The organism is Archangium gephyra, from assembly GCF_042230915.1.
Lineage (GTDB): Bacteria > Myxococcota > Myxococcia > Myxococcales > Myxococcaceae > Archangium > Archangium gephyra_B.
On sequence record NZ_CP102578.1, the window covers coordinates 5796913 to 5814711 of the forward strand.

20 protein-coding genes are annotated in these 17799 nt (G+C 70.6%); 11 read left to right on the forward strand and 9 right to left on the reverse strand.

Annotated features, from left to right (window positions below; genetic code table 11):
- The first annotated feature begins 74 nt into the window (after window positions 1–74).
- Complete coding sequence (locus NR798_RS22680) at window positions 75–659, forward strand: protease (RefSeq protein ID WP_375773566.1); 585 nt, start codon at window positions 75–77, stop codon at window positions 657–659.
- 44 nt (window positions 660–703) lie between these two features.
- Here NR798_RS22680 and NR798_RS22685 read toward each other — a convergent pair whose 3' ends face one another.
- A complete protein-coding gene (locus NR798_RS22685; protein WP_375773567.1) occupies window positions 704–1258 on the reverse strand; it encodes a hypothetical protein in 555 nt (184 codons plus the stop codon).
- Between the two features lie 321 nt (window positions 1259–1579).
- Between NR798_RS22685 and tesB the strand changes: the two genes are divergently transcribed.
- Window positions 1580–2449 (forward strand): acyl-CoA thioesterase II, encoded by an 870-nt coding sequence (tesB, locus tag NR798_RS22690; protein ID WP_375773568.1) that lies wholly within the window; start codon window positions 1580–1582, stop codon window positions 2447–2449.
- 15 nt (window positions 2450–2464) lie between these two features.
- Here tesB and NR798_RS22695 read toward each other — a convergent pair whose 3' ends face one another.
- From NR798_RS22695 to NR798_RS22710, 4 genes are all read right to left on the reverse strand, one after another.
- Window positions 2465–3685 (reverse strand): sugar MFS transporter, encoded by a 1221-nt coding sequence (locus NR798_RS22695; protein WP_375773569.1) that lies wholly within the window; start codon window positions 3683–3685, stop codon window positions 2465–2467.
- Window positions 3686–4198: 513 nt separating this feature from the next.
- Window positions 4199–5227, reverse strand: a complete 1029-nt coding sequence (locus NR798_RS22700; RefSeq protein WP_375773570.1) for an ABC transporter substrate-binding protein — start codon at window positions 5225–5227, stop codon at window positions 4199–4201.
- A 39-nt stretch (window positions 5228–5266) separates the two neighbouring features.
- A complete protein-coding gene (locus NR798_RS22705; RefSeq protein WP_375773571.1) occupies window positions 5267–6049 on the reverse strand; it encodes an ABC transporter permease in 783 nt (260 codons plus the stop codon).
- Window positions 6046–6864, reverse strand: coding sequence for an ABC transporter ATP-binding protein (locus NR798_RS22710; RefSeq protein WP_375773572.1), 819 nt, complete (start codon window positions 6862–6864; stop codon window positions 6046–6048). Before NR798_RS22710 ends, NR798_RS22705 begins: the two co-directional genes overlap by 4 nt.
- Window positions 6865–6948: 84 nt before the next feature.
- On the opposite strand from NR798_RS22710, the gene NR798_RS22715 reads away from it, so the two are divergent.
- The 5 genes from NR798_RS22715 to NR798_RS22735 all read left to right on the forward strand — a co-directional run bounded on the left by NR798_RS22715 (window position 6949) and on the right by NR798_RS22735 (window position 11589).
- Complete coding sequence (locus tag NR798_RS22715; RefSeq protein ID WP_375773573.1) at window positions 6949–7527, forward strand: hypothetical protein; 579 nt, start codon at window positions 6949–6951, stop codon at window positions 7525–7527.
- Between the two features lie 192 nt (window positions 7528–7719).
- Window positions 7720–9276, forward strand: coding sequence for a hypothetical protein (locus NR798_RS22720; RefSeq protein WP_375773574.1), 1557 nt, complete (start codon window positions 7720–7722; stop codon window positions 9274–9276).
- A 23-nt stretch (window positions 9277–9299) separates the two neighbouring features.
- Window positions 9300–10403, forward strand: a complete 1104-nt coding sequence (locus tag NR798_RS22725; protein WP_375773575.1) for a hypothetical protein — start codon at window positions 9300–9302, stop codon at window positions 10401–10403.
- A gap of 15 nt (window positions 10404–10418) precedes the next feature.
- Entirely contained in the window at window positions 10419–10976 is a 558-nt protein-coding gene (locus tag NR798_RS22730; RefSeq protein ID WP_375773576.1) for a hypothetical protein, read from the forward strand.
- 70 nt (window positions 10977–11046) lie between these two features.
- On the forward strand, window positions 11047–11589 hold the full coding sequence (locus NR798_RS22735; RefSeq protein ID WP_375773577.1) for a GNAT family N-acetyltransferase: 543 nt from the start codon (window positions 11047–11049) through the stop codon (window positions 11587–11589).
- A gap of 13 nt (window positions 11590–11602) precedes the next feature.
- On the opposite strand, the gene NR798_RS22740 is transcribed toward NR798_RS22735, so the two are convergent.
- Window positions 11603–12424: an alpha/beta fold hydrolase gene (locus NR798_RS22740; protein WP_375773578.1), complete on the reverse strand. Its 822-nt coding sequence runs from the start codon at window positions 12422–12424 to the stop codon at window positions 11603–11605.
- A 151-nt stretch (window positions 12425–12575) separates the two neighbouring features.
- Between NR798_RS22740 and NR798_RS22745 the strand changes: the two genes are divergently transcribed.
- The 4 genes from NR798_RS22745 to NR798_RS22760 are packed head-to-tail and all read left to right on the forward strand — an operon-like array spanning window position 12576 to window position 15555.
- Entirely contained in the window at window positions 12576–13256 is a 681-nt protein-coding gene (locus NR798_RS22745; protein WP_375773579.1) for a TetR/AcrR family transcriptional regulator, read from the forward strand.
- 4 nt (window positions 13257–13260) lie between these two features.
- Window positions 13261–13995, forward strand: a complete 735-nt coding sequence (locus NR798_RS22750; protein WP_375773580.1) for an ABC transporter ATP-binding protein — start codon at window positions 13261–13263, stop codon at window positions 13993–13995.
- Entirely contained in the window at window positions 13992–14762 is a 771-nt protein-coding gene (locus NR798_RS22755; protein ID WP_375773581.1) for a hypothetical protein, read from the forward strand. The genes NR798_RS22750 and NR798_RS22755 overlap by 4 nt, the downstream gene beginning before the upstream one ends.
- Before the next feature lie 4 nt (window positions 14763–14766).
- Complete coding sequence (locus tag NR798_RS22760; protein ID WP_375773582.1) at window positions 14767–15555, forward strand: ABC transporter permease; 789 nt, start codon at window positions 14767–14769, stop codon at window positions 15553–15555.
- Between the two features lie 21 nt (window positions 15556–15576).
- On the opposite strand, the gene NR798_RS22765 is transcribed toward NR798_RS22760, so the two are convergent.
- Genes NR798_RS22765 through NR798_RS22775 form a run of 3 tightly spaced genes read right to left on the reverse strand, consistent with a single transcriptional unit; the run spans window position 15577 to window position 17787 of the window.
- On the reverse strand, window positions 15577–16293 hold the full coding sequence (locus tag NR798_RS22765) for a hypothetical protein (RefSeq protein ID WP_375773583.1): 717 nt from the start codon (window positions 16291–16293) through the stop codon (window positions 15577–15579).
- On the reverse strand, window positions 16290–17183 hold the full coding sequence (locus NR798_RS22770; protein WP_375773584.1) for a transporter: 894 nt from the start codon (window positions 17181–17183) through the stop codon (window positions 16290–16292). The genes NR798_RS22765 and NR798_RS22770 overlap by 4 nt, the downstream gene beginning before the upstream one ends.
- A gap of 58 nt (window positions 17184–17241) precedes the next feature.
- Entirely contained in the window at window positions 17242–17787 is a 546-nt protein-coding gene (locus NR798_RS22775) for a 2'-5' RNA ligase family protein (protein WP_375773585.1), read from the reverse strand.
- Between the last annotated feature and the right edge of the window lie 12 nt (window positions 17788–17799).

Consider the following 17799-nt stretch of genomic DNA (forward strand, 5'->3'; position numbering starts at 1 on the left):
CTGAGGTGAAGTCGCGAGAGACGGGAGCGGAGACGCTCCCGTTTTTCTTTTTCCCGGAGGGGAGCATTCGTTCCATGAATCGTGGATTGATCCGTTGGATCGCGCTGGGCTGTCTGACGTTGGGCGCGGGTGCGTGTGCGCCGCGCAAGGACACGGCTCCGGCGCAGCAGCCACCGGCCCAGGCGGCTCCGGAGCCGCAAAAGGAGAACCCGGCGATGGCGGCGACCCTGGAGTGTGTGCTGAGCGTTCCTCCCAGCGTGCGCGCGGGCGAGCCGGTGGAGCTCCGGTTCCAGCTCACCAACCGCACGGCACAGCCGCTGTACGTGCTCAAGTGGCGCACGCCGCTCGAGGGCCTGATGGGCAAGGACTTCGAGGTGACCCGCGACGGCGCCGAGGTTCCCTTTCTGGGGCGCATGGTGAAGCGCGGCAATCCGCCGGCGGATGCCTACGTGACGCTCGCGCCCGGCGCGTCGGTGGACGCGAAGGTGGACTTGTCGCAGGCCTACGAGATGAAGCAGCCGGGGCGCTACCGCATCGCGTTCCAGGGCGAGCTCATGGACGTCGTGGAGAAGCAGGCGGAGGTGCCGCGCTCCCTGGAGCAGCTCCAGTCCCGCCCGGTGTCCTGCCCCACGGTGGAGACGGTGATCTCCGCGCCCTGAGCCGCGCGGAGGGGACCCCTCGCGCGAGCCGTGGCGCGAGGGGGTTACCTGACGCTGACGAGCGACGGGGTCGGCGCGGTGAGCGCCCGGTTGATGGCGCTGGCGGCCTCGGGGAACGGTCCGCGGGCAAGCTCCCGCCCTCGGGGATTCAGGGCCTGGACGAGCACCTGGCGGAAGCCCTTCTCCAGCCCCAGCGCGCTGTGCGGCGCCCCGGTGTTGTCGGCCACCATGTACAGCGACTGCTCCAAATCCGCGGGCGGCTGCTGGCCCTGCGCGAGGAACAGCTCCCGGACCTTCTGGAGCGAGTCGTTGTGGATCTTGCGGATCTCCCGGCTCGCGGCGCCCTTGAAGAAGCCGGGGATGCCGCGCAGGTCCACGCGCACCACCACGATGGGGTGCTGGCGGCGCAGATCATAGGCGAAGCGCACGGCGTGCTCGCGGAGCACGTCGCGCGTGTCCCGGTTGGCGTACAGCACTACCGCCGGCCGCCCCTGTCCGAGCGGCACTTCCCGGCCGAACACGTCCTCGAGCCCCGAGGCGTGGGCGGGAAGGGCGCCGAACAGTCCCATCAAGCAGGCGAGTACCACCAGGATTCGCATGGGCAAAGGTCTCCTCCGGGGTGATGGGACAGGCCGAGCCACCGTCCTCGCCGCCGAAGCGCAAGGACGACAGTATACGGGCCCACCCTGACGGTCCCCGCCCAACAGCAGCGTGTCCTGGCTTCTGCCCGCCCCGGCCCGTGCGAGGCCCCTGGCTGCCTGCTCCACCGGAAGCCGGGCTCCCCGGGAGGCCTCGCGCGCGCTCCACCGGCCGGCCCCATGCTTCTTCATGGCGAAGCCCCGCCGTTTCCTCCATGGTACGCCCCCGTACCAGCCCGGGTCCCGAGGGGCTCGCGGTCACGTGGAGAAGAAGGAGAAGGGATGAGTCGCGTTCTGGATGAACTGTTGGCGCTGCTCAAGCTGGAGCCCATCGAGGAGAACCTGTTCCGAGGGGTGAGCCAGGACCTGGGCTACCGGCAGCTCTTCGGCGGGCAGGTGATCGGCCAGGCGCTGTCGGCGGCCAGCCAGACGGTGATGCCCGAGCGCCACGTGCACTCGATGCACGGCTACTTCCTGCGCCCCGGGGATGCCAGCCTGCCGGTCGTCTACACGGTGGATCGCGTGCGCGACGGCGGCAGCTTCACCACCCGCCGCGTGGTGGCCATCCAGAAGGGCGAGTCCATCTTCACCATGATGGCCTCCTTCCAGGGGGACGAGCCCGGCTACGAGCACCAGGCGAAGATGCCCGACGTTCCCGGGCCGGAGGAGCTCGCCTCGGACATCGAGCTGCTGCGCCGCAGGGCGGACCTCATCCCCGAGCGCATCCGCGAGAAGTTCCTCGGCGCGAAGCCGATCGAGATCCGCCCGGTGACGCTCTTCGATCCGTTCGAGCCCAAGCCGTGCGAGCCGATCAAGTACGTGTGGTTCCGCGCCGACGGCGAGCTGCCGGAGGATCCGCAGGTGCACAAGTACGTGCTCGCCTATGCCTCGGACTTCAACCTCATCACCACCACGCTCCAGCCGCACGGCGCCAGCTTCATGCAGCGCAACATGCAGATGGCGAGCCTGGATCACTCGCTGTGGTTCCACGGCAACCTGCGCGTGAACGACTGGCTCCTGTACGCCATGGAGAGCCCCTGGGCGGGCAACGCGCGAGGCCTGGCGTACGGGCACATCTTCACCCGCGATGGCCGGCTGGTGGCGTCCGTGGCCCAGGAGGGCCTCGTGCGCGTGCGCCAGGACAAGCGCTGAGCGGCCGCCCGGGGCTCAGCCTCGGGGCGGGGTGGGGCGGTCGGCCAGCGCGACGAGCACCTCGTGGACGGCGGCCAGCAGCACCGCGACCCCGAGGATGAGCGGGGTGACGGCCGCGAGCCCGAGCCACTCGCCCACGAGGCCGGCGGTACTCGGGATGACCGCGATGCCCACCGTCGCCGCACTCACCTGGAAGCCCACCGCGTGACCGGCGGCATCCGCGCCGACGCGCCGGGGCGTCTCGGACATGAGGGCCGGGAAGATGGGCGCGAGTGAGAAGCCGAGCACCGCCAGCCCAAGGGCCGCTGGTATGGCCGGAAGGGCGAAGAGGAGCGCGCCCAGCACGGCCCCCGCGGTGCCGAGCCGCAGCAGCCGGACGGGGCCCACCTGCTCGACGACGAACCCGAGCACAATGCGTCCGGCCAGCAGGCCCGCCCAGTACAGGCTGACCCAGGTCCCGGCCACCGCGGTGCCGAGGCCGCGCTCCTCGGTGAGCACGGTGTAGCTCCACTGGCCCGCGGTGACCTCGACGCCGGTGTAGAGGAAGAAGATGGCGATCTGCAGCCAGACGCGAGGCCGGCGCAGCGTGGCCCACGCGGTGACCTGGGGCGAGGCGCCATCCGCGGGCGCCGGGGACCCGTCCGTGGAGGGACTCGAGCCCGGCCCGGCGTCCCACTGCCGGCGCATCACCGTGAAGGCCACCGCGAGGAACGCGAGCACTCCGCCGATGACGGCGTAGCCGGCCCGCCACCCCGCGCCGCGCGTGAGGAGCGCCGTCATGAGCACCGGCCCGATCGCGGCCCCGGTGCTGTAGGCGGCGTGCAGCCAGGTCATGTGGCGCGCCCCGAAGTGGTGGGCGGCGTACGTATTGAGCCCGGCGTCCACCGCGCCCGAGCCGAACCCGACGACGCAGGCCCCGGCCAGGAAGAAGGCGAAGGCCGGGGAGGCCGCGTAGCTGGCGACACCGGCGGCGGCGAGCCCGGTGCTGAGGGCCAGGAGGGTGCCGATTCCGGCGGTGCGCATGAGCCGCCCCGCGAACAGGCCCGAGGTGAAGTATGCCGAGGCGGCCACGGCGAGCACGGCGCCGAGCGCCGCCTGCGGGAGGCTGAAGGCCTCGCGGATGGACGGCCAGGCAACGCCGAGCGTCGCGTCCGGCAGGCCCAGGCTGACGAAGGCCAGATACGACAGCGCGAGGAGGGCCGGCCGGGGCGCCGCGGGCTCGGACGGACGGCTCATGGGCGCACCTTCCTCGAGGTTCGCGCGCATCCGATGGAGGTCATGCCATGCCTACATTTCCGCATATCGGTGTTCCCGGCTGCGCGGTCAGACGGATATCGTGCCTACATTTCGCGACATCAGTGGCGTTTTGTTGACCCATCATGCCTACATTTCATGACGTTTCCGCCCCTTCTGTCGGGCATGCAATGCCTACATTTCCATTCCTGTAGGTTTTGATGGGTCGACGCGGAAATACATCCATCAATTCATTTATCAATTACAATTGGTGTCTGTCTTTGTTGGCAATTGCTTGCAATGAATTTGATTTGTGTGTTTGATTTGTCGTTTGTTGATTGGCGCGAATATTGCTGATTTTGTTGTTTGTGTTTGTCTTTGTGATGTGGATTGTTTGTATCTGTTTGGTTATTGTTTTTGTAGGTGTTTGGTGTCTGTGTTTGTCTTTGGAGCAGCCCGGGAGGTGGGCTGCTCCAAGGGCTTCGCGCGAGGAGGGGCCAGGGGCCTACCAGCGCCTCACGGAGAGGTCTTGCCAGCGGCCTGCGTGAACTCGGGCAGGAGGAACTCGTCCACGGGCGGGGCCTTCTCCATGAGGCCCAGCTCCACGAGCTGCCGTCCCAGCGTCTCCCAGCGCTCGCGGCTCATCGTCCCCAGGCCCCTGGTGCGCGTCTCGTCCGTCTCGATGAGCGGCTTCTGCGCCTGCGCGGCCGCCGCGAACGTCTCCGCGTCCATCGTGGTGTTCAGCTTCGCCATCACCCCGTTGGCCGGCGCCGGATTCTCCAGGTAGGAGCGCCAGCCCTCGCGCACCGCCGCCACGAAGCTCTTCACCCGCTCCGGCTGCTCCTTCCACAGCTCCCGGCGGGTGGCCACCACGGCCACGTAGGGGTTGAAGCCCTCGTCGGCCACCAGGAAGACCACCGGATCCCCGCCCTGCTTGCGCGCCGCGATGGGCTCCGAGGTGATGAAGCACTGCTGGGCGAGGTCCTTGTTCGTCAGGAACTGCGCCACGCCGCCGTCGTAGGGCACCACCTTCACCTTGTCGAAGCCGTACTTCTTCTTCAGGTAGGCGGCATACGGCAGGCCGGGCTCCAGGGCGATGGTCCCCGAGGAGAGCACGTCCTGGATGCCCTTCGCCCCGCGCGAGGCGTGCGCCATGATGGCCTGCGGCGACTTCTGGTACACGGCGAACAGTGGAATCAGGTCCACGCCGCGCGCCCGGGCGGTGAGCAACTCATCCGCTCCCACGATGCCGAACTCCACCTGCCCCGAGGCCACCATCTGCACCACGGGGACGCCGGCTCCGCCGCCGAGGATCTCCACCTCGAGCCCGTGCCGCTTGAACTCGCCCAGGTCCCTCGCGGCGTAGAAGCCGCCGAACTCGGGCTCGGGCACCCAGTTGAGCGCCAGCTTCACCCGGGCCGCGGCCTGCGTGGCTCCCGCGTCTGTGCCCCCGGCCTGCTGCGCGCCTTCCTTCGAGCGCGAGCACGCCCCCGCCACCGCGAGCAGCACCAGACTTCCCAGCAATCCGACGAGACGTCTTCTCACTTTCGGTTTCCTCCGGAAGAAGCAGAAGGGGATGGGCCCTCACGAGCCCGAGGCGGATGGGTGCCAGCGCCGCAGCATGCGCTCGCCGGTGAGGCTCACCGCGCCGAACAGCATCAGGCCCAGCGCCGAGGCCGCCAGCACGGCGGCGAAGACCCGGGGCGTGTTTCCCTGCCGGTTGGACGCCAGCACCAGGATGCCCAGCCCGGCGTCGCCCTCGACGACGCCCGCGACCCACTCGCCCACGATGGCGCCGACGACGGACAGGCCCGAGGCCACGCGCAGGCCGGTGAACAGGTGGGGCAGCGAGGCGGGCAGCTCCAGCTTCCACAGCGTGGCCACGCGGCGCGCGCCGTAGAGGCGGAACATGTCCCGCAGCGAGGGGTCCACCGAGCGCAGCCCGGTGAGCGTGTTGGCGATGACGGGGAAGACGGAGACGATGAAGGAGGACACGGCCACCGCGCGCGCTCCATGGCCGAACCACACCACCAGCAGCGGAGCGATGGCGATGATGGGCACCATCTGCAGGAAGAGGGCGTAGGGGTAGAGCGCCCGCTCCAGCACCCGCGACGAGGACAGGACGATGGCGGCCAGCACGCCCACCGCGGCGCTCAGCCCGAAGCCCACCAGCGCCGAGCGGCCGGTGGACAGCGCCGCGCTCAACAGGGGCTCCACGGCGCGGCCCGCCTCGAGGGCGATGGCGGAGGGGGGCGGCAGCACGATGGGACTGATCTGCAAGGCGCGTGTCACGGTCTCCCAGACGGCCAGGACGATGACGAGCGCGCCCAGGGGCGCCAGGGCCGCGCGCAGGGGGGCGGTGTTCATGAGGCTTCTCCTCGCTCCAGGGCCTGGAGGAGCAGGCCCATCTCCCGGGCGAAGCCGGGATCCGCACGCAGGGCGGGGAGCCGCTCGCGGGGCAGCTCGAGCCATCGGTCCAACATCACCCGCGCGGGCCTGCGCGACAGCACCAGGACGCGCTCGGCCAGGTAGGCGGCCTCGGACAGGGAGTGGGTGACGAAGAGGACGGTCATCCCCAGCTCCTTCCACAGCGCGAGGAGCTGATCATCCAGCCGGTTGCGGGTGAGCTCGTCCAGGGCGGCGAAGGGCTCGTCCAGCAGCAGCACCCGGGGACGGGTGACGAGCGCCCGGGCCAGGGAGACGCGCATGCGCATGCCGCCGGAGAGCTCGGCCGGGTAGCGCGAGGTGGCGTCGCCGAGCCCTACCTCCTTCAGCAGGGCGTGGGCCGAGGCATGGCGCTCCGGCGCTGGCACTCCGGCCAGCTCCAGGGGCAGGGCCACGTTGTCCAGCACCGAGCGCCAGGGCAGCAGGTGCGCGTCCTGGAAGACGTAGGCGATGGGGGTGCGCGCGCCCGGGGTCCGGTCGAGGGGTGGAGAGAAGGTGAGGGTGCCGGCGTCGGGCCTGTCCAGCCCGGCCACCAGGCGCAGCAGGGTGGACTTGCCGCAGCCGGAGGGGCCCACCAGGGCCACGAAGGAGCCCGCGGCGATGTCCAGGTCCATCCCGTCCAGCACGGAGACTCCCCCGGCGAAGGTGCGCCGGAGCCCGGAGATCTGCACGCGGACGCCCTCGCCGCCAGGGCCGGGCATGGACGGAGGGGTGGAGGCCGGAGGGGGGGATGCCATGTGGGGAACCGGGTTCTAACCGCCCGGCGCTCTCCCGGCCAACCTCTCGTGTAGAGGTTTTGGATCGCCTAGCCTCGCGCCCCCATGCTGCGACTCCAGGGTCTGCTCCTCCGCTTCTCGAGGTCTCCGCTCGCGTTCATCGCGGCCGTCCTCGTCTTCTGCCTGTCGTTCCACGGGCTCTTCCGGATCACTCACGCCTTCGCCGCGGTGACGGGCGGGCACCAGCCTTTCGATATGCAGAATGGCCTGGACGTGGCCGGGGTCCTGGCCCAGCTCCCTCTGTACACCGACGACTCCCGCCGCCTGTACGCGTGGTTCGCCGCCACGGACTTCGTCTTTCCCGCCGCCGGGGGACTCGTCTTCGGCGGCGCCGCGGGCTTCCTGATGCGCCACGGCCTGCCCTCCGCCTACGCGCGCTTCGAGGCCCGGCGGGGCTTCGTGCTCTTCCTGCTGCCCGCCCTGTTCGACTACCTGGAGAACCTGGCCGCGCTCACCGCCATCTTCCTGGTGCCCCCGTCCCAGCTGTCCGCCACCATTCTTGTCGGGTTCCATCAGTTGAAGTTGGGGACGCTGATCCTCGGGCACGGCACCACCCTATTGCTCGGACTCGTCCTGGTGCTGCGCAAGGCCGTGGGGCTGGTGACGGCCGCGCAGGCCCGGTAGAAGCCCGTCCTGCACAGCTGTGAACCGCTCTGCACATCGGCCGCGAAGCCCTCGCGCCGGAGGTGGGCTCCCGGGGCCGTTGCCCCGGAGGGCACCCCCGGTGTTCGAAGGTTGGCACGAAGTCCGCAGAGCCACGCACGCCCCTTGCCTGGGGCATCCGGCCTCGCCCCCCGAGGCCTCCGAGAGGTGATGATGAAGCTCCCGCTCCTCCTGTTGCTGTTGTCCGCTCCCGCCTTCGCGGCGCTGCGCCCGGCGTACGTCCTGCGCATCGAGGGCGCGGATGCCTTCGTCGACCTCGGGCGCGCGGATACGGCGCAGCCCGGCGAACGGCTGCGCGTCTACCGCGTCATCGAGGCGCGCCACCCGGCCACCGGCAAGGTGCTGCGCGACCGGTTCCTGCTCGGCGAGGCCGTGGTGCTGGAGGCGGGCGAGACGCTCTCGCGCATCTCCGCCCCGGACGAGCTGCTGGCCCGCATGGAGGTGGGTGACGAGGTGGAGCCGGTGAATGCTCCCGCCCCGCGCGAGCGTCCCACCCCGCCGGGCCCTGGCGCCCAGGCGCAGACTCCCCCGGCCTCCGAGCCCGCCACCGCCGGCCCGTCCGACGCCGAGCGCACCGCCCTGCGCACCGCGTGGAACGCCGCCCTGAAGCTCCCGCCCGCCGAGCGCGCCAAGGTCTGGGAGGGCTTCCTCGCCAACTGGCCCCAGTCGGACCTGGCCGGCCCCATCCGCACGGAGATCTCCCTGCTGCGTCAGGCGCCCGTGGCGTCCTCGACGACGAAGGTGCCCGCCTCACCGGTGGCGCCCGTCCTCAAGGTGAGTGCCCCCACCAGCGCGCTCACCGACGAGACCATCACCATCTCCCTCTCCAGCCTGGCGGGTCCCACGCCGCGCGCGGTGATGGTGCACTGGCGTGAGCGGGGCTCGCCCACCTACCGCACCGTGCACATGAGCCCCGAGGCCCATGGCCACTTCCGCGCCACGCTGCCCGAGGGCGCGGCGGTGGAGCCGGCCATCGAGTACTACGTCGAGGCGGTGGAGCCCGCGGGGGCCACGCTCGCCGCGGCGGGCAACCCCTCCAGGCCGCAGCACATCACCATCCGCCGGCCGCCCCGGGACGAGCGCATCGAGTACCGCAACCGCAGCCGGGTGCGCGTCAGCAACGAGTACGTCGACTTCAACCGCTTCAAGGGCAACGACGTCTACAACCTCTTCGAGGCGGACTTCCTCTACCGCGTCTACACGGCCGTGCACGCGGTGCGCGTGGGCTTCGGCAACTACCGGGGCACTGGCACCCCGAGGACGCAGCTCGACGCGGGCGTCCCCGGCGAGGAGGTGGGCTACACCTACGGCTTCAGTGAGATCGAGCTGCGCATGCACCCGTCCCTCGCGCTGCTGGTGAAGGGCACCGCGGGTGTGAACCGGGAGGGACTCAAGGGCGGCTTCGATCTCGGTCTGCGCATCGGCAGCGAGACGGGCACGTCCCTGCTGATCCGCGGCGCCACCATCGCGGACATCGGCCAGCGCGGCAGCCTCGCGCTCTCGTGGGACGCCGTGAAGAACTGGCCCATGAGCGCCGAGGTCGTCGTCACCAACGAGCCCATCGGCGAGGACCTGGGCGTGCGCCTCATCTACACCGTGGGCCGCTCGGTCACCCCCTGGCTCGATGTCACCGGCCGCGTGAGCTACCAGCTGCGGGACATCAACCACTCCGGCCTCGGCTTCGGGCTGGGGACCACCTTCCACTGGTAGCGGCTCCAGGGAGAACACCTCCGATGATGACTCTTTCCACCGTTACCTGCCTCCTGCTGTTGCTCGCTCCCCAGACGCCGCCGGCCAGCGCGACTCCCGCCACCGCGGCCGCTCCCGCCGAGCCCCTCGAAGTGCGGCACGTCCCGGCCGCCCAGGTGCTGGTCGGCAACAACCTCGTGCTGCGCGCCGAGGTGGCTCCGGCCTGGCGCCTCGGGGCGCTCGTCGCCCACCACCGCGCCGCCGGCGAGACGGCCTTCCGCGAGACGCCCTTCGAGCTCAGCGCCGACGGCACCTACGCGGCCGTCATCGCCCTGTCCTCCGAACAGCGCGTGCCCGTGGAGTACTACGTCACCGCCCGGGATACCGATGGCGTGGAGACGGTGCGCTTCGCCAGCGCCGACGCTCCGTACCCGGTGCTCATCGAGGTGCCCCAGTACACGCTGGAGCGTGAGGCCCTCATGGAGGTGTACGGGCAGCGGCGCTCCCGCGTGAGCGCCTTCGCCGAGTACGTGGACTACGGCTCCCACACGCTCAATGGCACGCGCTACCGGGACAACTACTACCGGCTGGAGGCGGACTATCTCTACCGCCTGTTCACCCAGGTGGGTGGCGTGCGGATCGACTCCATCCGCATCGGCGTGGGACACCTGCGCGCGCACACGCCGCCCTTCGACCTGTTCGCCCGGGAGGGCGAGGCCCTGCCGCAGCTGCGCCCGGGCCTCGACTACGGCTTCTCCGAGGTGGACATCGGCTTCAACCCGTTCTTCGGCCTCGGCGTGCGCTTGTCGCTCGGAGGCAACGCGACGGGCTTCTCCGCGGGCATCGGCGGCAAGGTGCGCATCGGCCGGCCCAATGGGGCTCGCGTGGAGCTCGAGGGCGAGTACACCGGAGGCCTCGGCGGCGCCGCGACGATCCGGCTCGCCTGGGACACGGTGCGCCGCTTCCCCATGAGCGCCGCGGCGCAGGTGACCAACGTGCCCTCGGGCCCCACCGGTGTGCGGCTGCTCTACCGCGTGGACTATCTGTTCTCCGACGCCTTCGCCCTCGGCACCCAGGTCGGCTACCAGGCTCGCGCTTCTCGGGGCGGCGGGCCGACGTTGGGGCTCGTTGCGAGCTATGGCTGGTAAGGGGAGGGGGCGCCGATGATGCTCACCGCACTCACGTTGCTCCTGCTCTCGGCGGACCCGGCTCCTCCCGGTCCGTCCGCCTCCGGCCCGTCCCTGGCGGTGGTGTCCACCTCTGCACCCGGCCTGGAGAAGGCCGCCCTCGACGCGGGGCGGACGCTCGGCTCCCGGCTGGAGGCTCCCCACGTGGACGTGGGCGGCTACCTCAAGTCCCGGGGCGAGGGGTGTCAGAATGATGCGCGCTGCCTCCTGGCTGCGCCCGGGCTCTCGGGGGCCACGCGCCTGCTGCACCTGCGCCTGCGCCCCATGTCCCCCGGGCGGCTCGCCGTGGATCTGCGCCTCATCGACCTGAAGTCCCGGAAGGTCATCGGCCGGAGTGCCTCGGTGGTGGAGACGGGCGGGCTCTCCGCCTGGGCGGAGCAGACCTCCTCCCGGCTGATCTCCCGGGCGGACCCGTACGCCAAGGATCCGCCCCGGAGCCCCTTCGCGGTGCAGCCCGCCCCGGAGGAGGCTCCGACGGAGCCGAAGCCGCCGGCCGGAAGTGCCCCGCCGCGCCCCGCACCCGAGGTGACGTAACCGCGCTCCGGGTCATGGCTCGTCCGGAGCGGTGGGATCGTTCCACCGCTCCGGTATTCTCGCGGCGCCCATGACCTCCACCGGCTCGCGCCGCACGATCGATCTCGCCATCCGGATCGCCACTCCCGCCGATGCCGCCCTGCTCGCCGAGTTGAGTGCGCGCACGTTCCGGGACACCTTCGCCGCCGACAACCGGCCCGAGGACATCGCGGCCTACCTGGCCACGCATTATTCGCCCGCGCTCCAGACGCGGGAGCTTCAAGACCCCCAGCGCACCTACCTGTTGGCGGAGGCCGCGGGGGTCGCCGCGGGCTTCGCGCTGCTGCAGGAGATCCAGCCCGAGCCGGGTGTCCCGGGGCGCTGGCCGCTCCACGTCGAGCGGCTGTACGTGGACGGGCCCTTCCAGGGCGCCGGCGTGGGCGCGGCGCTCATGCGGCGCTGCCTGGACGAGGCCCGGGCCCGAGGCCATGACGTGCTCTGGCTGGGCGTCTGGGAGCGGAACTTCCGTGCCCGGGCCTTCTACGCGCGCTGGGGCTTCGCCGAGGTGGGCGAGACGATGTTCGTCCTCGGCGGCGACACCCAGCGCGATCTCGTGCTGGCGCTCTCCCTCTGATTGGACGAGCGGCTCAGCCCCGGGCGAACGCCAGCAGGTCGGCGTTGAGCTGCTCCTTGTGCGTGGCGGCGAGGCCATGATCGCCACCGGGATAGATCTTCAGCGTCGCGCCCTTGACCAGTTTCGCGGAGAGGCGGGCCGAGGCGTCGATCGGCACGATCTGATCATCGTCGCCGTGGATGATCAGCGTCGGCACGTCGAACTTCTTGAGATCCTCGGTGAAGTCGGTCTCGGAGAAGGCCTTGATGCAGTCGAGCAGGGGCTTGAGGCCGCCCATCATGCCCTGCATCCAGAAGCTGTCGCGCATGCCCTGCGTGACCTTCGAGCCCTTGCGGTTGGCGCCGAAGAACGGGGTGGTCAGATCCTTGAAGAACTGCGAGCGATCGGCGGCAACGCCCTTGCGGATGTCGTCGAACGCCGAGATCGGCAGTCCGCCGGGATTGGCGGCGGTCTTGAGCATGATGGGCGGCACCGCGCCGACCAGCACCGCCTTGGCGACGCGGCTCGTGCCGTGCCGGCCGATGTAGCGCGTCACCTCGCCGCCGCCGGTCGAATGGCCGACGAGGATGATGTTCTTGAGATCCAGCGAGTTGATCAGCTCGGCGAGATCGTCGGCGTAGGTGTTCATCTCGTGACCACTCCAGGGCTGGCTGGAGCGGCCATGGCCCCGCCGGTCGTGGGCGATGGCGCGAAAGCCGTTGGAGGCGAGGAAGACCATCTGGTCCTCCCACGCATCGGCGGTGAGCGGCCAGCCATGGCTGAACACCACCGGCTGACCCGAACCCCAGTCCTTGTAATAGAGCTGCGTGCCGTCCTTCGTCGTGAACATCGCCATGATTGGTCCCCCACCGGGTAAGCGAAGGTGGCGAGGGTAATCAGGCGCGCCAGCCCTCGCCCCATTCTCCGCCCTGCGTGTTCACGCCCTGGTAGGGATTGGACATTCGTGACCGTTTGACCGGAAATTCGAATCTGGTCATAGTGTCCACATGGCAGCCTCCTCCAGCCCCTCGCCGGCCAGCCGCTCCTCCGCCGAGGTCCGGCGCCAGCGCATCCTCCAGGTGGCCAAGAGCCACTTCGAGCGCTTTGGCTTCCGCCGCACCCGCATCGAGGACATCGCTCGCGAGGCGGGCATCGCCAAGGGCGCCGTCTACCTGGAGTTCGAGAGCAAGGAGGTCCTGCTCCACGCGGTCATCGAGGCCGTGCTCGAGGAGACGGGGCGCCGGTACGCCGCGGAGGTGATGGCGCTGGAGTCGCCTCGCGAGCGGCTGCGCGCCACGCTGCGCTTCGCCTACCGCGAGCTCGCCCGGGATGCCCTGCTCGAGCGGCTCGTCCGTGAAGACCCCGAGTTGACGGTGCTCCGCTCCCTGGCCGAGTCCGGAGACAACCCGCGCAAGGCGGATGCCCAGGTGGAGATGATCCGCGCCTGGGTGCGCGAGGGCATCGAGCGGGGCGAGCTCCGCGCCGGCCTGGACGTCGACGCGGTGCCCTTCGTCCTGGGGCTGCTGCGCTTCCTGCACTACCACACCGGGATCATCACCACGGGGGACCGCATCTCCCGCGAGCGGCTGCTCGACGCCGTCATCGACATCTTCATCGCGGGCCTGTCCGCGCCCGCGCCCACCCCGCAACCCCCGAGCAGGAGCCCGGGCCGCGGCTCCAAGAGGTAAGGCCATGCAGCATGCCATCGAGATCGATCGGCTCACCCGTGTCTACGGCTCCGTCCGGGCCGTGGACGCGGTGAGCTTCCACGTGGAGCCCGGGGAGATCTTCGGCTTCATGGGTCATAACGGCGCGGGGAAGACGACCACCCTCCGGATGCTGCTCGGGCTGACGCGTCCCACCTCGGGCAGTGCCCGGGTGCTCGGCCACGACGTGGTCCGCGAGAGCCTCGAGGTGCGCCGCCAGTGCGGCTTCCTCCCCGCCAGCTACGCGCTCCCGGCCCACATGACGGCGCGCCAGTTCCTCCACTACGTCGCCGCCATGTTCGACCTCGACGTTGGCGTGGCCGAGACACGCATCCAGTCGCTGCTCCAGCTCTTCGGACTCGAGGCCGCGGCGGACCGCAAGCTCGGTGGCTTCTCCACCGGCATGACGCAGAAGGTGGGGCTCGCCCAGGCGCTCATCAACGAGCCCCGCATCCTGCTGCTGGACGAGCCGACCTCCGGGTTGGATCCGCTCGGCCGCCACGAGCTGCTCGAGCACCTGCGCCGCCTGTCCTCCGAGCGCGGCGTCACCGTGCTCTTCTCCAGCCACATCCTGTCGGACATCGAGACGCTCTGCCGGCGCGTCGCGGCGCTGCACCAGGGGCGGCTCGTCGCCTTCGGCCCCATCGAGACGCTCAAGAGCGAGCACCGCTCGGCGAACATGGATGAGCTCTACCTGTCGCTCGCGCGGAGGGCCGCATGAAGGCGCGCTTCCTCTGGCTCGACATGCGGGCCACCTTCAGAGAGCGGAAGACGTGGCTGGCCGCGGGCATGCTGGCCTACGCGGCGCTCGCCATGCCGGTGATCGCCGCGAAGCCGCCCGAGCACGTGCTCTCGGCCTTGAAGGGGTGGTTCTCCACCTCGGACCCATTCATCCTCTTCCTGTTCATCTGGACGGACCTGGCGATGAACAAGAGCATCACCGTGATCGGGGTGGTGCTCGCGGGCAGCCTGCTCATCCGCGAGAAGGAGACGGGGCAGCTCGCGGTGCTGCTGTCCAAGCCCGTGTCCCCCGCCGCGTACTTCCTGGCGCGCACGCTGTCGGCCTGTGCCGTCATGGGGGTGCTCTACATCGGTGCGCACCTGGCCACCGCGCTGCTCGTCTCCCGGACCCTCCCAGGGTTCCGCCCGGCGCTCTTCTTCGCCTCGATGACGGTGCACCTCTTCGCCGCGTTCTTCTGCGTCTGCTTCAGCGCGCTCATGGCCGTGCTCATCCAGAAGCGGGCGCTGGCGGCGCTCGTGAGCCTGCTGATGCTCAGCCTGCTCGTGGGCCTGGCCTTCATCGGCTTCTACAACCCCGCCTGGAGTGGCCTCTCCGCCTTCAACCCCCTCACCCAGGGCATCTCCATGCTCGGCCACGTGGAGGATCCGAGCCCCGCGCACATGGTGGGGCCCATGGCCGTGCTGCTGGGCATGAACGCGGTGGTGCTCGCTCTCGGCGCTCTGCGGGCGCGCCACCTGGAGGTGTGACGCCATGCAGGCCCCTCTTCGCCGCTACCGTCTCCTCGAGGCCCGCCATTCCCTCGGCGGTGTGCCCCTCGTGTCCCTGCTCGTGGGCATCGTCGTGGTCTTCTCCACGGCCGCGCTCATTCCGCGCCTGCCCGCCGCGGTCAATGCCTTCATGGAGCGCTCGTTCCTGATCCGCGGGCTCGATGCCGTGATCCTGGTGAACGTCTACACCGGCATCTACATGCTGCCTTTCTTCTGCGGGGTCGCCGGGCTGATGCGCGCCCTCGTCGAGCCCCGCGAGAACCGGTCCATGGAGATGCTGCTCAGCAAACCCATTTCGCGCCGCGCCTTCCTGATGGCCCGCGTGGGCCCCGTCCTGCTCGCCTCCTCGGGGGTGGGGGCCGTGATGTCCCTGCTCACGGGGCTCGCCGTGCGGCCTTTCGTGGGGGAGACGTCCTCCGTGAGCGTTGTGGGAGCGATTGGCTCCGGGCTCATCTTCACGGCCCTGGCGGTGCTGCTGCTCTGTGTGCTCGTGGGCCCGTTGCTCCTGGTGCGCGACGCGTTCCAGGGACTCCTCATCGCGTTCCTGGTCTGGATGCTGCCGATGATCCCCACCGTGGTGCTGCTCTACCGCCCCGATCTGTACGAGGGTCGTGAGCGGCTGCGCGATCTGCTCGTCCTGGGGCCGAACCTCCTCTGGTTCGACGCGTCGGTGCCGCTCTTCGCGGCCATCGCGCTGGCCGTGGCCTTCGTGGGCTCCTGGGGAGCGCTCGCGCTCGGCACCCGTGTGTTCGAGCACGCCGAGCTGCGCTGAGCTTCCGGCCTTTGGGGCCCTTCAGGGGCCGATCGTGGCGGAGCCGGCCACGTTGCGCAGCACCTGCTCGGCGGCCCCGGGCGACGCGAGGTCCACGCCGTCCAGCCACCGGTCATAGGCCAGGTGGAGGGTGCGGCTCGCCTCCAGCGCGTCCGGGGTGAGCGAGAGCCCCTCCAGCCAGACCTCGGCGTTGGTGAGGCTGGCCGACTCCAGGCGGAAGGGCCTCGCGGGTCCTCCGCTGGCGGGGAGGAGCTGCCCCTCCAGCAGCAGGGTTCTTCCCTCCATGTCCACCTCGGGCAGCAGCCCCTCGGCATCCGCGTCCGCCGGAGCGAAGACGAGGTGCGCGCGGCAATAGCTGCCCGGAGGCGGTTGCAGGGTGCCCAGTTCCCACGGCTCGCCGTCCGGGCGCTCCAGGCCGCTCACGTGCGGAGTGCCCAGCCGCCGGGGCGTGTTGGCCTCGTGCGCCTCGGCCGTGCCGATGGGGGAGAGCATGCGCAGCCACCGCCACGCACTGCTCGTCTGGCAGGGGAAGATCTCCACGCTGCTCAGGGTGACGTGCGCCCGCTCCAGGGTGATGCGGTCTCCCTGGTCATTGGTGAACTGGCGCGCGGAGCCTTCCACCAGCGCCGGGCGGGTAGGACGGAGGTCGAGCCCGAGGTGGAGCCGGATGCCCTCCTCGCGAGCACCGCACGCGCAGAGGGTCAGCAGCAGGAGGAGGGGGGCGGAGCGGGACTTCATAGATCGTAGGCGATGGAGGCCTGGAGGATGGGGCTCTGGCGGACGTGGCCATGCAGGAGGTTGAGCACGGGCACGCGCACCCCGAGCTCCACCACCACGTCGGTGACGGGGCTGAAGAGCACGTCCGGGGACACGAAGGCGAGCAGGCCGCTGCCCACCGGATCGGGGACGCCGCGCTGGTCGCTGGGGCCCTCGAGGCGGCCGTCCACGGCGAGGCGCAGGGCCCAGCGCGGCGCCGGTTGCAGCTGCGCGGCGAGGGTGGTGCGCAGGGAAGCTCCGGCGCGGAAGCCCTCGCGCCCGCGCGTGGGGAGGTAGCCCGTGGCGCTGGCGACGAAGGACCAGTCACCGCGGAAGGTCGAGTAGGAGAGCCCCAGCAGCGGATCCAGCGAGCCGGTGCCGAGCTGGGCATCGAGCGACAGCGGGAGCCCCTGCGCATCGCGCACCGTGGGCGAGGTGGGCAGCCGGGCGCCGAGGAGCACACCGACGAGGTGGTCCGGCGAGAAGTCGCGATCGCGGAAGACGAAGATCTTGGCGCCGACCTCCATGTCCCCGGGTCCCCACGCCGTCTCGCGCGAGAGGCTGACCTGCTGCAACGAGCGGGTCTGCAGGGGCAGGGTGGCCGACAGGAAGAGCCAGGGCAGGGGAGCGTAGGCCACCGAGAGGTCCATGCGCAGCTCGCGCAGGGAGGCGGCGTCCTCGGCGTTCTGGCCAGACGTCAGGCTCCAGGCGCGCACCTGGTTGGCGAAGCGCAGGCGGCCGGCGAAGGGCTGCTCGGTGCCCATGGAGGTGAGGGTCGGATCTCCACAAGCACAGGTGGCGCAGGCCCGCCCCTCCAGGGGAACGAGGAGGGTGGCCAGGAGCAGGGTCGCGGCGAGGCAGGACTTCCACATGTCGCGGCCCACTCTAGCGGTCAGGAGACCGGGCCCCCTGCGGCGAGTTGTCGCGGCGTCACGCTCCGAGCCGCAGCGTTCGTATGACCTCGAAGGGACGATTCCCCTCGCGTGCGATGATGCTCACCTCGGCGACCTGGAAGACGAGGGGCGTCCAGGTCTCGCCCAGCCGGGTCAGGAGCTCCTGGACCTGGGCGGCGCTCCCCGACTGTCCCACGCTGAGGTGCGGCGTGAAGCCTCCCGAGAAGCGCGAGGTGTGCGCGTAGGCGGGAGCGGCCTCCTGGAGCGCGGCCTGGAGGCGGGCGAAGGCCTCGCGAGGCTCGGGCGCGAGCCAGAGGGTGCTCCGGTCCGCGCGGTGCTGGAAGACGCGGAACGAGGCGAGGGACGCCTCGAACGGGCTCAGCGCGGCGCAGGCGGCCTCCAGCGCGGGCAGGAGCGCGGGCAGCTCGTCGCGCGGAGCGAACGGGTAGAGCAGGGTGACATGGGGCATCCAGCGCTGCACCTGGCGATCATGCTCCCGGCGGATCGCCTGGATGGGCGGCCAGACCTGGGCGGGAGGAATGAAGACGGCCGCCGTCCGGTGGGTCCACGCTGGATTCGCCATGACGTCTGTCTC

Bases quoted from the DNA above. Each gene is read 5' to 3' on its own strand.
- NR798_RS22755 (WP_375773581.1), top strand. From the start codon at position 13,992: ATGAAGGCGCGCTTCCTCTGGCTCGACATGCGGGCCACCTTCAGAGAG.
- NR798_RS22740 (WP_375773578.1), bottom strand. From the start codon at position 12,424: ATGGCGATGTTCACGACGAAGGACGGCACGCAGCTCTATTACAAGGAC.
- NR798_RS22715 (WP_375773573.1), top strand. From the start codon at position 6,949: ATGCTGCGACTCCAGGGTCTGCTCCTCCGCTTCTCGAGGTCTCCGCTC.
- NR798_RS22705 (WP_375773571.1), bottom strand. From the start codon at position 6,049: ATGAACACCGCCCCCCTGCGCGCGGCCCTGGCGCCCCTGGGCGCGCTC.
- NR798_RS22760 (WP_375773582.1), top strand. From the start codon at position 14,767: ATGCAGGCCCCTCTTCGCCGCTACCGTCTCCTCGAGGCCCGCCATTCC.
- NR798_RS22735 (WP_375773577.1), top strand. From the start codon at position 11,047: ATGACCTCCACCGGCTCGCGCCGCACGATCGATCTCGCCATCCGGATC.
- tesB (WP_375773568.1), top strand. From the start codon at position 1,580: ATGAGTCGCGTTCTGGATGAACTGTTGGCGCTGCTCAAGCTGGAGCCC.
- NR798_RS22730 (WP_375773576.1), top strand. From the start codon at position 10,419: ATGATGCTCACCGCACTCACGTTGCTCCTGCTCTCGGCGGACCCGGCT.
- NR798_RS22685 (WP_375773567.1), bottom strand. From the start codon at position 1,258: ATGCGAATCCTGGTGGTACTCGCCTGCTTGATGGGACTGTTCGGCGCC.
- NR798_RS22745 (WP_375773579.1), top strand. From the start codon at position 12,576: ATGGCAGCCTCCTCCAGCCCCTCGCCGGCCAGCCGCTCCTCCGCCGAG.
- NR798_RS22750 (WP_375773580.1), top strand. From the start codon at position 13,261: ATGCAGCATGCCATCGAGATCGATCGGCTCACCCGTGTCTACGGCTCC.
- NR798_RS22765 (WP_375773583.1), bottom strand. From the start codon at position 16,293: ATGAAGTCCCGCTCCGCCCCCCTCCTCCTGCTGCTGACCCTCTGCGCG.
- NR798_RS22725 (WP_375773575.1), top strand. From the start codon at position 9,300: ATGATGACTCTTTCCACCGTTACCTGCCTCCTGCTGTTGCTCGCTCCC.
- NR798_RS22720 (WP_375773574.1), top strand. From the start codon at position 7,720: ATGAAGCTCCCGCTCCTCCTGTTGCTGTTGTCCGCTCCCGCCTTCGCG.
- NR798_RS22775 (WP_375773585.1), bottom strand. From the start codon at position 17,787: ATGGCGAATCCAGCGTGGACCCACCGGACGGCGGCCGTCTTCATTCCT.
- NR798_RS22710 (WP_375773572.1), bottom strand. From the start codon at position 6,864: ATGGCATCCCCCCCTCCGGCCTCCACCCCTCCGTCCATGCCCGGCCCT.
- NR798_RS22770 (WP_375773584.1), bottom strand. From the start codon at position 17,183: ATGTGGAAGTCCTGCCTCGCCGCGACCCTGCTCCTGGCCACCCTCCTC.
- NR798_RS22680 (WP_375773566.1), top strand. From the start codon at position 75: ATGAATCGTGGATTGATCCGTTGGATCGCGCTGGGCTGTCTGACGTTG.
- NR798_RS22695 (WP_375773569.1), bottom strand. From the start codon at position 3,685: ATGAGCCGTCCGTCCGAGCCCGCGGCGCCCCGGCCGGCCCTCCTCGCG.